General features: G+C 64.4%; 13 protein-coding genes. 7 read left to right on the forward strand and 6 right to left on the reverse strand.

Annotated elements, in window-relative coordinates; genetic code table 11:
* Positions 1–58 precede the first annotated feature (58 nt).
* A complete protein-coding gene (locus tag N181_RS11405; RefSeq protein WP_060563385.1) occupies positions 59–838 on the reverse strand; it encodes a sulfite exporter TauE/SafE family protein in 780 nt (259 codons plus the stop codon).
* A gap of 204 nt (positions 839–1,042) precedes the next feature.
* On the opposite strand from N181_RS11405, the gene N181_RS11410 reads away from it, so the two are divergent.
* The 6 genes from N181_RS11410 (at position 1,043) to N181_RS11435 (ending at position 8,307) form a co-directional block, all read left to right on the forward strand.
* A complete protein-coding gene (locus N181_RS11410) occupies positions 1,043–1,696 on the forward strand; it encodes a thiamine phosphate synthase (protein ID WP_037393594.1) in 654 nt (217 codons plus the stop codon).
* 281 nt (positions 1,697–1,977) lie between these two features.
* The gene (locus tag N181_RS11415) at positions 1,978–3,120 is read left to right on the forward strand and encodes a tetratricopeptide repeat protein (RefSeq protein ID WP_037393597.1); all 1,143 of its coding nucleotides are present in this window, start codon (positions 1,978–1,980) and stop codon (positions 3,118–3,120) included.
* Positions 3,121–3,366: 246 nt separating this feature from the next.
* On the forward strand, positions 3,367–4,167 hold the full coding sequence (locus tag N181_RS11420) for an inositol monophosphatase family protein (RefSeq protein ID WP_014329745.1): 801 nt from the start codon (positions 3,367–3,369) through the stop codon (positions 4,165–4,167).
* A gap of 275 nt (positions 4,168–4,442) precedes the next feature.
* Positions 4,443–5,549, forward strand: coding sequence for a MotA/TolQ/ExbB proton channel family protein (locus N181_RS11425; protein ID WP_037393599.1), 1,107 nt, complete (start codon positions 4,443–4,445; stop codon positions 5,547–5,549).
* A gap of 3 nt (positions 5,550–5,552) precedes the next feature.
* Positions 5,553–6,584 (forward strand): peptidoglycan -binding protein, encoded by a 1,032-nt coding sequence (locus tag N181_RS11430; RefSeq protein WP_014329743.1) that lies wholly within the window; start codon positions 5,553–5,555, stop codon positions 6,582–6,584.
* Between the two features lie 73 nt (positions 6,585–6,657).
* The gene (locus N181_RS11435) at positions 6,658–8,307 is read left to right on the forward strand and encodes an FAD-binding dehydrogenase (protein WP_081318989.1); all 1,650 of its coding nucleotides are present in this window, start codon (positions 6,658–6,660) and stop codon (positions 8,305–8,307) included.
* Between the two features lie 206 nt (positions 8,308–8,513).
* Here N181_RS11435 and N181_RS11440 read toward each other — a convergent pair whose 3' ends face one another.
* Both N181_RS11440 and N181_RS11445 read right to left on the reverse strand, forming a co-directional pair.
* Positions 8,514–9,506, reverse strand: a complete 993-nt coding sequence (locus tag N181_RS11440; RefSeq protein WP_014329741.1) for a Bug family tripartite tricarboxylate transporter substrate binding protein — start codon at positions 9,504–9,506, stop codon at positions 8,514–8,516.
* 136 nt (positions 9,507–9,642) lie between these two features.
* On the reverse strand, positions 9,643–11,445 hold the full coding sequence (locus N181_RS11445; protein WP_037393611.1) for an ABC transporter transmembrane domain-containing protein: 1,803 nt from the start codon (positions 11,443–11,445) through the stop codon (positions 9,643–9,645).
* Positions 11,446–11,642: 197 nt separating this feature from the next.
* On the opposite strand from N181_RS11445, the gene rpmE reads away from it, so the two are divergent.
* Positions 11,643–11,864 carry a 50S ribosomal protein L31 gene (gene rpmE / locus N181_RS11450; RefSeq protein ID WP_012709319.1) on the forward strand — a complete coding sequence of 74 codons (222 nt, stop codon included), beginning with the start codon at positions 11,643–11,645 and terminating at the stop codon, positions 11,862–11,864.
* Positions 11,865–12,004: 140 nt separating this feature from the next.
* Here rpmE and rcdA read toward each other — a convergent pair whose 3' ends face one another.
* From rcdA to N181_RS11465, 3 genes are all read right to left on the reverse strand, one after another.
* Positions 12,005–12,523: a protease adaptor protein RcdA gene (rcdA, locus tag N181_RS11455; protein ID WP_014329739.1), complete on the reverse strand. Its 519-nt coding sequence runs from the start codon at positions 12,521–12,523 to the stop codon at positions 12,005–12,007.
* A 349-nt stretch (positions 12,524–12,872) separates the two neighbouring features.
* Positions 12,873–13,061 (reverse strand): DUF1192 domain-containing protein, encoded by a 189-nt coding sequence (locus N181_RS11460; RefSeq protein WP_060563388.1) that lies wholly within the window; start codon positions 13,059–13,061, stop codon positions 12,873–12,875.
* Positions 13,048–14,349, reverse strand: a complete 1,302-nt coding sequence (locus N181_RS11465; RefSeq protein WP_037393626.1) for an MFS transporter — start codon at positions 14,347–14,349, stop codon at positions 13,048–13,050. Before N181_RS11465 ends, N181_RS11460 begins: the two co-directional genes overlap by 14 nt.
* Positions 14,350–14,420 lie beyond the last annotated feature (71 nt).

The raw sequence follows: 14,420 nt of genomic DNA on the forward strand, positions 1-14,420 counted from the left end.
CGGCAAGAAAATTGTGCGATGCGATAATTCCGCATTGCTTTGCAGCATTCCATCGCGGTCAGCCGCCGGATAGAAGGCTGGTAAGCCCTTCCCAGACAAGTCTCGATCCGGCGATGAAAGCCATGGTGTACATGAAGGGATAGAACACCTGCGGCTTCATCCGGCGGACGATCCAGGCGCCGCAGGCCGTCGCGACCATCGCCAGGGGAAAGAGCGTCGCCGAGGTCACGAGGTTGCTGGTGTCGAGCTGCCCCAGCGCGAAATAAGGGATCAGCTTCACCGCGTTGAGCGTCGCGAAGAAGCGTACGATCGTGCCGGTATATTCGCGCGGGTCGAGCTTCAACGGCAAGGCGTAGATCTGGAACGGCGGCCCGCCGGCATGCGCGACGAAGCTGCCATATCCTGCGAAACTTCCCCACAGTGCGGCCGGACCCAGACGATGCTGCTTCGGAAGGATTGCCGCGCCACTGCGGCTCCGCCAGACGGTGTAGACGTAGCGCAGCACGAACACGACGGTGATGGCGCCGATGATCAGCCGCAGCGCATCGCGCGGCACATAGGCGGAGGTCGCCCAGCCGATGGCAATGCCGGCGAGCGCGCCGGGCAGCAGCATGGTGAGCGTCTTGCGGTCGCCGTGCTTGCGCCAGATCCACAGGGAGACGATGTCCATGGCGATGAGGATCGGCAGAAGCAATGCCGCCGCCTGGACGGGCGAGACCGCAAGCGAGAGGATCGGAACGCCCATCAGCGACAGCGCCTCGCCCATGCCTCCCTTGCTGAGGCCAACGAGCAGCACTGCCGGAACGGCGACGAAATAGAAGTCGAGATCGGGGAGCATGGGCGGCGGTTGATCCTTTGGTCATCTCCGTCTATCGGTTTTCCCGAATGAAATCGAGTAGCGGATTTCCGCCCTACAGCGCCGTGCGTCTTATTGGACGCACAAAGCTCGCTGTAGCACTTTGAATTGCTGCATGTTTTTCCTTAAATCGGCGACGATTTAAGGAAACATGCAGTAGAGCCGGCTTCGCCAGGAACGAACGATATGAGCAATACCGATAACCGCTGCCGCCTCGTCTTGATCGCACCCGATCTGCCGGATATCGCGGAATGTGCGAAGGCGCTCGCCGATGCGCTCAAGGGCGGAGACGTCGCATCCGTCATCGTTCCGCAATACAGCCTCAACGAGACGGATTTCCAAAGGCGGGCCGAGGCGCTGGTGCCGGTCATCCAGCAGGCAGGCGCCGCGGCGCTGATCGAGGGCGACACGCGCGTTGCTGGTCGTGCCAAGGCCGATGGCCTTCACATTGCGGCCGGCGCGGATGTGCTCGGCGAGGCGATCGAGCGGCATACGCCGAAGATGATCGTCGGCGGCGGCAATGCGACCGACCGCCACCACGCGCTTGCGATCGGCGAGCTCCGTCCGGACTACGTATTCTTCGGCCGCACCGACGGCGACATCAAGCCGGAGGCGCACCCGAAGAACCTGGCGCTCGCCGAATGGTGGGCATCGATGATCGAAATTCCTTGCATCGTCATGGGCGGCACTGATCCGCAATCGGCGCTCGCGGTGGCTGAGGCCGGCGCCGAATTCGTTGCGCTTCGGCTTGCCGTCTTTGCCGAGCCGGGTCAGGCGCCCTCCGTGGTTGCTGCCGTCAACGCCCTGCTTGACGAAAAAGCGCCACGGTTTGAAGATTAGAGCCTTTCATGGCTATCTGGAAACAATTCTGTTGGCTCAAGCGAAGTGGAATGTTTGCTCGGCTGGCGCGCGTCGTAGCCAAAGCATACGACCAAGCCAGCCGAGCAAACAGGCCGCCCGCTTCAGCCAACCCGAAGGGCCGGGCATCTTTCCGCCAGGCTCAGAGGCGATCGCCTCGGCCGTACCTTCAGGTACGACCTTCGGCAATCGCCTCTGCCCTGACGAAAACCTGCTCCGGCAGAATGTTTCCAGATAGCCATGAAAGGCTCTAAGACGTGGCGATGCTGAGCCGATCCCCCCTGAAATTGATCCGGGCCGCGACCCTTGCTGTCGCCGTGGTTCTGGCCGTCATGCCGGCTCACGCCGAACAGCCGCCGTCTCCTGCTCCGGCGGACGAGGGCATCGTCCCGAAGCGCGGCCGGATCACGCCCTTTAACGGTGCAGCGCTGCCGGAGGGCGCCGAAAAGCCGGCGAAGAGCGATCCGGGCGCAAAGCCGAAGGCTGTCGAGGAAAAGCCGTCCGGGGGCGTCAATGTCATCGACCGCATGGGCGCCGAACTTCCGGCGCTTCCGGCGGAAAAGCCGTTCGCCGGCAAGGTGGACGACGCCTATGGAGCCTTCCAGCGAGGCTTCTACCTGACGGCAATGGATCTCGCCCTGCCGCGCGCCCAACTCGGCGATCCGGCGGCGCAGACGCTCGTCGCATCGATCCTCGAACAGGGCCTCGGCGTCGCCCGCAATCCCAAGGATGCGGCTTTTTGGTATGGCCAGGCGGCCAATAACGGCGATCCGGCGGCGATGTTCAAATATGCGCTGATCCTGATGGAGGGGCGCTACGTCAAGCGCGACCGCAAGAGCGCCGATGAATTGATGAAAAAGGCCGCCGATCTCGGCAACGCGGCCGCCCAGTTCAACTACGGGCAGACGCTCGTTGCCGACGCGCCGGGCCAGAAGGGGCTGAAGGCGGCGATGCCCTACTACGAGAAGGCGGCCGAACAGGGGATTGCCGACGCGCAATATGCGCTCTCGCAGATCTATCTCAATGTCGATGGCGTCGACGACGGCAAGCGGGCGCGGGCGCGCGAATGGCTAGCCCGGGCGGCGCGCGCCGGTTATGACACGGCGCAGCTCGACATGGCGATCTGGCTGATCGAGGGGATCGGCGGCGACCGCAACCTCGACGAGGGGTTTGCCTGGATGAAGCGGGCCGCCGAGGGCGGCAATGTCGTCGCGCAGAACCGCCTTGCCCATCTCCTCGTCAATGCCATCGGCACGCGACCCGATCCGATCGAGGCGGCGAAGTGGTACGTGCTGTCGCGCCGGGCCGGGCTCAAGGACGATGCGCTCGAGGATTTCTATCTCGGCCTCAACGACCAGCAGCAGAAATCGGCGCTCGCGGCGGCGAACAAGTTCCGCTCGTCCTGAGGATGGTGCGCCGCGATCGGACCGGTGCGATCTATTTCGCTTGAACTTTCGGGTATTTTGTGGTCTTGAAGCCGCGGTTTTGTCCGAGGCCCCCAGTATTCCAGCGGCGCGGACAGAGTGACTTCTCACTCGGTTTTTTGACGACGGTTGCGTCCCTTCGCCGACCCTTCCGAGGGCGGACCGTCAAGCAGGTTCAATGTCCGGTCGAGATGGCTCGACCGGCCTTCGCTTTCAGAGGATTGCCCTATGGCCCGTTCTGCCCTTCTCAATGTCATGGTCCAGGCGGCCTTCAAGGCCGGCAAGTCGCTGGCGCGCGATTTCGGCGAAGTACAGAACCTGCAGGTCTCCTTGAAGGGGCCGAGCGATTACGTTTCCCAGGCCGACCGCAAGGCCGAGCGGATCATCCGCGAGGAGCTGCTGAAGGCCCGCCCGACCTACGGCTTCCTCGGCGAGGAAGGCGAGGAGATCAAGGGGACCGATGGCGCCCATCGCTGGATCGTCGATCCCCTCGACGGCACCACCAATTTCCTCCACGGCTTGCCGCATTTCGCCATCTCGATCGCGCTGGAGCGCCAGGGCGAGATCGTCGGCGCGGTCGTCTTCAACCCGGCGACCGACGAACTTTATACGGCCGAGCGCGGGGGCGGCGCCTTCCTCAACGACCGGCGCCTGCGCGTCGGCGCCCGCAAGGCTCTCTCCGATGCGGTGGTTGCCACGGGCACGCCGCATCTCGGCCGCGGCAATCACGGCAAATATCTCATCGAACTTCGCCACGTCATGGGGGAAGTCGCCGGGATTCGCCGCTTCGGTTCCGCCTCGCTCGATCTCGCCTATGTGGCGGCCGGGCGGTTTGACGGCTTCTGGGAGCGTGACCTTGCCGCCTGGGACATCGCCGCCGGGGTCCTGTTGATCCGCGAGGCCGGCGGCTGGGTAACGGACATCGACGGTGGATCGAAGCCGGTCGAAGACGGCTCGATCGTCTGCGGCAACGAATATATCGCCAAGGCGCTGCGCGACGTCATCCATCGCCCGGTCCCGACGAAGTAGTCGATGGCCCGCGCCTGAAGCCGAGCAATGCGGGGGCGGTCTTGCGCCGCCCGACCGAAGCCATTCCTGTGCGGGCCTTCCGTTTTCCCTTCAATTTGGCGCAAAGTTCCACTAGTCTCCGGGCCGATAGAGGTGGTCTCCGGCCATCGGCGGCATCGTTTGATCAAGATCGCTATTGATTTCGAGAATGGTCCGCTAGTTCAAAGAGTTGCAGCAACCATCGCCTGTGCGGACAGGCGCGAGGACATGCCGCAAACCGGGAGATTGGCAAACGCATGACGAAACTGAGTCTGTCCGGCTGGCGTGGGCAGGAAGTGGCGGAGGAGAACTTTAATCCGCACAAGCTTTCGAGCCCGATGCCCTATTTCTGGACGATGGTCATCTTCCTGATCATCGTCGGTTTTGTCTCGGCGATCCTTTTCCGGCAGGCTCGCGAAGCCTTCGTCGGCAATCCCGGTCTCAATGGACTGATCCTCGGCGTGCTCTTGATCGGCATTCTGCTGGCGTTCAACCACGTGCTCGGCCTGAGGCCCGAAGTGCGCTGGTTCAACTCGTTCCGTGCCGCCGGCAGTGCCGACAAGGTGGGTCGCGATCCGGTGCTGCTTGCGCCCATGCGGTCGCTGATCGGCGGGCGACAGACCACGGCGATCTCGACGATCGCGCTCCGCTCGATCCTCGATTCCATCGCGGCGCGTCTCGACGAGTCGCGCGACATTACGCGCTATCTCGCCGGCCTCCTCGTCTTCCTCGGCCTGCTCGGCACCTTCTGGGGCCTTCTCGGGACGATCGGCTCGATCAACACCGTCATCCAATCGCTGGATGCCGGCTCCGGCACCACGGAGGACCTGCTGAGCTCGCTGAAGAGCGGCCTCTCGGCGCCGCTGACCGGCATGGGCACGGCCTTCTCGGCCTCGTTGTTCGGCCTCTCCGGATCGCTGATTCTCGGTTTCCTCGATCTCCAGGCGGGCCGCGCCCAGAACCGCTTCTACACGGAGCTTGAAAACTGGCTTTCATCGGTCACCGATGTCGGCTCCGGCTTTTCGTCGCCGATCGAGGCGGCCGGTGGTGCGCCGGCCGAGGAAATGCGTCGCGTTGCCGACCAGCTCTCCCGCCTCGCGCATGACGGCGGCGTCAACCAGCGCACGACGGCAGCCATGGCGAGCCTTGCCGAAGGCATCCAGGGTCTCGTCAAGAACATGCGCGGCGAGCAGCAGATGTTGCGCGACTGGATCGAGGCGCAGCAGGAGGAGGCCAAGTCGATGCGCAAGACGCTCGACCGGCTGACGTCGCGCATCGGCCAGGCCGACCGTATCGCCGTCAACAGCGAGAGGACATCCTCACAGGCGAAGCTCAGTCACGCCGACGAAAGCGGGGGCGAGTAATCCATGGCGCTCGCCCGAAGGGGCCGCACTCCGCGGACGATCAATTACTGGCCGGGCTTCGTCGATGCGCTTTCGACCTTGCTGATGGCGATCATGTTCCTGCTCAGCGTCTTCGTCACCGCGCAGTTCCTGATGGGGCGGGAGATCACCGGCAAGGACGAGGTGCTGAACCGCCTCAACAGCCAGATCAACGAACTGACCCAGCTACTGGCTCTCGAAAAGGGCGGCAAGCAGGACCTCGAGGATTCGCTTGCCAATCTCCAGGCCTCGCTCTCCCAGTCGGAAGGCGAGCGATCGCGCCTGCAGGCGCTGCTCGACCAGGGGGCCGGCAGCGCCGATGCCGCCGATCAGAAGATCGGCCGGCTGGGTTCGGAGCTCGAAAACGAACGACAGATCAGTTCGCGCGCGATGAGCCAGATCGAGCTTTTGAACCAGCAGATCGCCGCGCTGCGCAGCCAGATCGCCGCCATCGAGGGCGCGCTGCAGGCTTCCGAGGCCAAGGACCAGACATCGCAGGCGAAGATCGCCGATCTCGGCCGTCGGCTGAACGTCGCGCTCGCCCAGCGCGTGCAGGAACTCAACCGCTACCGCTCGGACTTTTTCGGGCGCCTGCGGGAAATCCTCTCGGATCGCGAAAACATCCGCATTGTCGGCGACCGCTTCGTTTTCCAGTCGGAAGTGCTGTTTTCCTCGGGCAGCAACGACCTGAACCCTGAAGGCCAGGTGGAGATGGCCAAGCTCGCCACGGCACTGCTCGACCTTGCCAAGGAAATTCCGGCCGAGATCAACTGGGTGCTGCGCGTCGACGGCCACACGGACAACGTGCCGCTGTCCGGCACCGGCCGCTTCGCGGACAATTGGGAACTGTCGTCGGCTCGCGCCACGTCGGTCGTCAAGTTCCTGATCTCCAAGGGTGTTCCAGCCGACCGCCTGGTGGCGGCCGGGTTCGGCGAATACCAGCCCATCGCGGTCGGGGAGAGCCTCGAGGCGCGGGCGCAAAATCGGCGCATCGAGCTCAAGCTGACCGAAAAATAGGCGAGCACTCCCGCTTGAATTGACCTTGACGTGTGCGTAAGAGTCGTCGGGGGAGATCGGGGAGACACCTTTGATGGATTGCGATGTGCTGGTCATCGGTGCGGGCCTTGCCGGGCTCGTAGCGGCGTCCGAGGCGGCGGCGCTGGGCCGCAAGGTGATCGTTCTCGACCAGGAGGGAGAGCAGAATCTCGGCGGCCAGGCTTTCTGGTCGCTCGGCGGCCTCTTCTTCATCGACAGTCCCGAGCAGCGGCGCATGGGAATTCGCGACAGCCGTGACTTGGCCGGCCAGGACTGGATGGGGTCGTCGCAGTTCGACCGGCCCGAGGATCACTGGCCACGCCTCTGGGCCGAGGCCTATCTCGATTTCGCTGCCGGCGAGAAGCGCCGCTGGCTGCATGCGCTCGGGCTGCGCTGGTTTCCGGTCGTCGGTTGGGCCGAGCGCGGCGGCGGCCTTGCGCATGGCCACGGCAATTCCGTTCCCCGCTTCCACGTCACCTGGGGCACCGGCCCGGCCGTGCTCGAACCCTTCATCCGGCTGACGCGGGAGGCGGAAAGCCGGGGTCTTGTCCGGTTCCGCTTCCGCCACCGCGTCGACGAGCTCGTCACGACCGACGGCGTCGTGACCGGCGCCCGCGGCGCGATCCTCAAGGCGGATCCGGTCAGCCGCGGCGAGCGCAGCGCGCGGGACGTCGCCGGCGACTTCGAGATTTCCGCCGGCGCGGTGATCGTCAGCTCGGGCGGCATCGGCGGCAATCATGAACTGGTGCGCCGCAACTGGCCCCGCAAGCGGCTCGGCCAGCCGCCGGCCTCGATGGTCAGCGGCGTGCCGCATCATGTCGACGGCCGGATGCTCGAGATCGCCGGTCGGGCCCGCGGCTCGATCATCAACGCCGATCGCATGTGGCACTACACTGAGGGCCTCAGGAACTTCGACCCGATCTGGCCGGATCATGGCATCCGCATCCTGCCGGGCCCGTCCTCCTTCTGGTGCGATGCCGACGGAAACCGTTTTTCGGCGCCGGCCATGCCGGGCTTCGATACGCTCGGGACCTTGGCTGCGATCCGTGAGAGCGGCCACGACTATAGCTGGTTCATCCTGACACGGGCGATCATCAAGAAGGAGTTTGCCCTTTCCGGATCCGAGCAGAATCCGGATCTGACCGGCAAGAGCATCGCGCTTCTCCTGAAGCGGCTCGGCGCCAAGCCGCCCGGCCCGGTGCAGGCTTTCATGGAAAAGGGCGAGGATTTCATCGTCAGGGACCGGCTCGAGGATCTCGTCGAGGCGATGAACAGACTGACCGGCGAGAACCGGCTTTCGGTGAACCATCTCAAGGTGCAGATCGAGGCGCGCGACCGGGAGATCGACAATCCGTTTTCCAAGGATGCGCAGGTTACCGCCATCCGCGGTGCCCGCGCCTATCGCGGCGACCGCTTGCTTCGCACCGCCAGGCCGCATCGTCTTCTCGACCCGAAGGCCGGGCCGCTGATCGCGGTGCGATTGCACATCCTGACGCGCAAGACACTCGGCGGGCTGCAAACCAACTTGTCCGGCCAGGTGCTGGAGCTTTCCGGCGAGCCGGTGCCAGGCCTTTATGCGGCCGGCGAAGTAGCGGGCTTCGGCGGCGGCGGCATGCATGGCTATAACGCGCTCGAAGGCACCTTCCTGGGTGGCTGCATCTTTTCCGGCCGTGCCGCGGGGCGGGGCGCGGCCGGGGAGGTTTGAGGCACGGCGTTGCTATCGTTACGTTGTGTGATTGCCCCTCACCCTAGCCCTCTCCCCGTTTTGACGGGGAGAGGGGACTGGTGGGAGCTCGCGGTCGGCCCCACAGACTTATGGGTGGGGCAGGGCGGCGCCGCAGGTTCCCTTCGCCCCGCTTGCGGGGAGAAGGTGGCCGGCAGGCCGGATGAGGGGCAAACACCGGTCGCCCGTCAATCCATCTGGACGTTTGCGTCGCGCACGACCGGCGTCCATTTGGCCAGTTCCGCTTTCACATGGGCAGCGAGCTCTTCGGGCGTCGAACCGACGATCTTGGCGCTGAACTCCTCCATGCGCTTTTGGACCGCCGGATCGGCGAGGGCCTTGTTGGCCGACTCGTTCAGACGGGCGATCACCGGCTGAGGCGTATTGGCCGGGGCAAAGAGGGCGTTCCAAGTATAGGTCTCGTAGCCGGGAATGCCGGACTCGGCGATGGTCGGCACATCCGGGAAGGAAGGGGCGCGTTCGGCCGTTGTGACGGCCAGGGCCCTCAGCGTCCCGGCCTTGATGTGGCTCGACGACGAGGGCAGGTTGTCGAACATGATCGGCACCTGGTTGCCGATGACGTCGTTCAGCGCCGGGCCGGAGCCCTTGTAGGGAATGTGCTGCATCTCGACGCCGGCCATCGCCTTGAAGAGCTCGCCGGAAAGATGCAGCGGCGTGCCATTACCGGAGGATGCGTAGCTGTACTGATCGGGCGACGCCTTCAGCAGCGCCAGCAGCTCCTGCACCGACTTGGCCGGCAGTTCCGGATTGACGACCAGGACGTTCGGAACGATGACCAGCAGCGAGATCGGCGCGAAATCCTTCTCGGGATCGTAGGGCTTCGTCTTCAGGATCAGCGGATTGAGGGCGTGGGTTGCGACCGTCGCCATCAGGATCGTGTAGCCGTCCGGATCGGCGCGCGCCACATTGGACGCGCCGAGGTTGCCGCCCGCGCCCGCGACGTTCTGCACGACGATCTGCTGACCGAGATCCTCGGACATCTTCTGGGCGATGATCCGCGCCACGACGTCGGTCGAACCGCCGGCGGCGAAGGGGACCACGAGCGTTATCGTCCGGTCCGGAAAGCTTTGCGCCTGCACCGGGCTGCCGAGCGTCATCGCGGAAAGCGTGGCGATGCCGAAGGCAAGGGCGGCGCGGCGGGTCATGCGTAGAAATGGCATACGGATATCCTCCCAATCTCATCGAAGGCGCTGTCGGCAACAGCCGGCCCCCTTACAATAGGGCCGTGGTTGCCGTGGGCAATGGCGGATCGACAAACAATCACGCCCGACGAGCGAGTGGTTAACGCTCGGGGCCTCAGACCTGGGATGCGACGAACAGGCCCTCCGCCCCATGATCGAACTGGAGCCGCGCGAGCTTGGCATAGAGGCCACCGTGGCGGATCAGCGAGGCGTGGGTGCCTTCCTCGACGATGCGGCCATGATCCATGACGAGGATGCGGTCGGCCTTCAGCACCGTCGCCAGCCGATGCGCGATGACGAGGGTGGTGCGCTCGCGCATCAGCCCGTCGAGTGCCTTCTGCACCAGCGTCTCGCTCTCTGCGTCGAGGGCCGATGTCGCCTCGTCGAGGAGCAGGATCGGAGCGTTCCTGAGGATCGCCCGGGCAATCGCGATGCGCTGGCGCTGGCCGCCGGAAAGCGTCACGCCGCGCTCGCCGACCGGCGCGTCGTAGCCCCGGTCGAGCCTTGCGATGAATTCATCGGCCTGCGCCGCAATCGCCGCCGCCCGCACCGCCTCGCGGCTCGCCTCCGGCGTGCCGAAGGCGATGTTGTCATGCACCGAGGCGGCGAAGATCGTCACATCCTGCGGGACGATGGCGATCCGGTCGCGCAGATCCTTCGGATCGACGGTGCGGATGTCCATGCCGTCGACCAGGACGGCTCCGTTGATCGGGTCGTAGTAGCGCAGCAGCATCGAGAACACGGTGCTCTTGCCGGCGCCGGAAGGGCCGACGATGGCGACGGTCTCGCCCGGCTGCACTGCCAGGGTCAGGCCCTTGAGGCTCTTGTAGTCGGGTCGCGCCGGATAGGCGAAATGGACGTCATCGAACTCGATGGCACCTTTGGCCGGAGCAGGCATTGCGACGGGATGCTCGGGTGCGCGGATCTGCGGGACTTCGCTCAGGAGCTCGTTGAGGCGCTCGGCGGCGCCTGCCGCCTGCGAGAGTTCGCCCCAGACCTCCGAGAGTGCTCCGAGACTGCCGGCGGCGAAAACCGAATAGAGCAGGAACTGGCTGAGCGTGCCGGCGGAAAGCGTTCCGTTGAGGACGTCGCGGGCGCCGAACCACAGCACGGCGACGACGCTGCCGAACACCATGGTGATGGCAAAGGCGGTCAGCGCCGAGCGCGCCCGGATCGCGGCACGGGCGGCACCGTAGGCTTCTTCTACTGCCGCGCCAAAACGGCGGTTGGCGCTCTCTTCGCCATTGAAGGCCTGCACCGTGCGGGTGGCGCCGATCGCCTCGCCGGCATAGGCGGAGGCGGCGGCGAGCGTATCCTGCGCCTCGCGGGAGCGGCGGCGGACGGAGCGGCCGAAGCCGACGAGCGGGAAGACGATGAGCGGAATCGCGGCAATGACCAGGCTCGACAGTTTCGGGCTGGTATAGACCATCATGCCGATCGCTCCGAGACAGAGGATCAGGTTGCGAAGCGCAACGGAAGCCGTGGCGCCGACCGCCGACTTGATCTGTGTCGTATCGGCGGTCAGGCGCGAAACGATCTCGCCGGACTGGTTGACGTCGAAGAAGGAAGCGGAAAGCCCCGTCACCCGGGCGAAGACGTCGCGCCTGAGATCGGCGACGATGCGCTCTCCGAGCGAGATGACGAAATAGTAGCGCGCCGCGCTCGCCAGCGCCAAGACGATCGCCAGCACCATCAGCATGGTGAAATAGGTGTTGATGAAGGCGGCATCGGAATTGGAGAAGCCGTGGTCGATCATCCGGCGCACCGCCAGCGGCAGCGTCAGCGTAGTGACCGCGGCGACCGTCAGCGCGACGGCGGCGCCGATCGCAAAGCGACGGTATCGCTTGACATAGGGCAGCACGGCTGCAAGTGGCCGGACGGACTTGCGCTCGCGCGCTTGGTTCTCTTGTCTTGGCACGTGACCCCCGATCGCCTGTCACGGAGGGTCGATTAGTCTTCCGCGCGGCACTTGTTATCCCGCGGACCTTCATGTATAGGCACGGCATCGAATTGGGAAGCCGTGGCCGAGAGCGGTCCGCGGCTTCATTTACGTGTTCGGTCCGAAAGTCGCAATGCCTTGCGACAATTGGACCCTGGAACTCTAGGAAGATTGTTATGAAGGCTGGCATCCATCCCGAATACCACACGATCAAGGTGGTCATGACCGACGGCACCGAATACGAAACCCGCTCGACCTGGGGTTCTGAAGGCGCAACCATGCATCTCGAAATCGACTCGAAGTCGCACCCGGCCTGGACCGGCGGCAACCAGCAGCTCGTCGACCGCGGCGGCCGCGTTTCGAAGTTCAAGAAGCGCTTCGAAGGCCTCGGCCTCTAATTACTCGCCATACGGCGTTTGTGAAGCCCGGCCCTGCCGGGCTTTTTTGTTGTCTGCGATGCACTCTTCTTCCAGCCAAGCAAACAAAAGCCCGGCACGACGGCCGGGCTGGAGACATCTCGGGAGAAGGGGCTTCGGCGTCAGTTGCTGCCGAAGGCGGTCTGCAGCAGCTTGATCTGGGCCTTGACGCCGTTCTGGTTGTCCGGAACGAAGGTCGTCGCTTCCTGCGGCCGGTAGATCTCGCGGTCGAGAAGGGCGACGCGGTTCTGCAGGCGGAGCGAGCGTTCGATCAACTCGCGGAACGAGTCCGGCAGGTCGTTCCATCCAGGCGCGCTGCGGTCGACGTTGAAGCTGTCGAGGCGAACCTTGCTCTTTTCCGACATGACCTGCTCGCGGCTCATTTCGCCGTTGTTGACGGCGCGCTGCAGGAGAAGCCAGGAAGCCATCTGCATCAGCCGCGTGGTCAGCCGCATCGACTCGGCGGCGTAAAGCACGGAAGCCATGCGCGGCAAGACCTTGGAGGCGGCGCGGCCAGGTCCGTCAAGATAGCTCGCCGTCTCCTCGACAAGGCCCATTCCCTCTGCATAGAGGGCCTTGAACTGCGCCGAGGACGCAGCGTGTCCTGCGAAACTGACGGTATTCAATCCTCTCTCGGACATGGCCTGTCTTTCCTGGTTCAAAACGCATCACGGTCAGGTAACGAAGTGGCTTTGGGAAAAGTTTCCTTGAGGCCCCTCTATGCTCGAAGAATGATCTGATACCGCATTCCGCGCAAGGGTATTCTTAAGAAAGGGTTAATCTCCACAATTCTTTGAATTCACCTGTCGCGAAACAAAAAAAGAGCCGCGCGGGGCGGCTCTCAAGGTAAAACAGGGAGAAAATCAGACCCATTCGCCAGTTGGTGAAAATGTCTGAGTCCGGAAGGACCGGATGACCGGACTATTACAGAAAATGCCTAATATCCCGTTAAGCGGGGTCCATCCGCCGCGCGCCGCTTGCACTTTTGCATCAACGGAGCAACCCTTCAGCAGCCGAGCGGCTCGCCGATTTGCGAGTGCGCTCCGCCTCCAGTCGGGCGATTTCTTCCGTCAACAGCGCGATACGCGCGGTGAGCTCGTCGACGGAGAGCTGCGAAAGGTCGCTGCCGATCTCATGCGCGGTCTTCTTCTTCGGCTGATCGTCGTCAAACAGGCTCATTGGCTCTTTCCTCCTCCTCGGGGTCGTCGACGATGTCTCCTCGGGCTTCCTCAAACGGTGCCGCGCGCGGGGAGAGCTGCAGGCTTTCCGGAGTCGTCGGCGCACCGGCATTGACCGGCGAGAAGGTCTCGCGCTCGGCGACCGGGACCGGTGCGCGCCGGCGGCTGCGGATGATCGCGTAAGCGGTGATCAGCATATGCGCGCAGGCGGTGATCATGAAGAGGCCATAGGGGCCCGTCGCGGTCATCACCGGTCCGCCTATCGTCGGGCCGATGATCGTGCCGATGCCGTATAGCAGCAGCAGGCCGCCGGAGACCTTGACGAAATCCTCGGCCGTGGCGAAGTCGTTGGCGTGCGAGACAGCGATCGGATAGAGCGCGTTGGCGGCGGCGCCGTAGACGGCGATCAGCGTCAGCACGATCCAGACCTGGCCCGGCTCGACGAGGAAAAGGAGGAGACCGGCCAGGGCGCCGACGCCGGCCAGCACGGCGAGCACGTAGCGGCGATCGACCCGGTCGGAGATGCGGCCGGCGGGCAGTTGCATGACCGCCCCGGAGAAGATCGCGACGCTCATCATCGCCGCGACGGTGCTGTCGGAGAGGCCCGCCTGACGGCCGAAAACGGCGCCGAGGGTGCCGAAGGCACCGTTGGCGATGCCGATCAGCAGGATGCCGAGAAAGGACACCGGCGAGTTGCGATAAAGGCCGCGAAGGTCGAGGCGGACCTGTTTCAGCGGCGTGGGCGAGGCGGCCTTGGACAAGAGCGTCGGCAACATCGCGACGCAGTAAAGAATGCCGCAGATCATGAAGAAGAAAGTGGTGCCCGTTTCGCCGAAGGGAATCATCATCTGCCCGCCGACGACGCCGAAGAGGGTGATGGCGATATAGAGGGAGAAGATGACGCCGCGGCTTTCATTGGTGGCGCGTTCGTTCAGCCAGCTTTCGATGATCATCGACGTGCCGGCGGTCGAGAAACCCGTCAGCGCGCGCAGGGCCAGCCACCAGATGGGGTCGATCATCATGCCCGTCAAAAGGGAAACGATTGCGATCAGTGCAGTGAAGACACTGAAGGCTCGCACGTGGCCAATGCGCTTGACGACATTGGGGGCGAAGAAGCAGCCGAGCACGAAGCCCGAAGCCCAGGACGTGCCTATCAGGCCGAGAATCGTGGTCGGGTATCCTTCCGCCGTGCCGCGCACCGGCAGGAGCAGACCGAGCAGACCGTTTCCGAGAAAGAGGAACAGAGTGCCGAGCAACAGCGCGGCGACGGGGAGCAGGTTGTTTCTCATCGTCCATCCGAAATCGTTCTGCGGCCGGCAAGTCGTGGGGCGCTTGGCGCCATGCCAACCGGAATCGCTAC

The organism is Sinorhizobium fredii USDA 205, assembly GCF_001461695.1.
GTDB classification, from domain to species: Bacteria; Pseudomonadota; Alphaproteobacteria; order Rhizobiales; family Rhizobiaceae; genus Sinorhizobium; species Sinorhizobium fredii.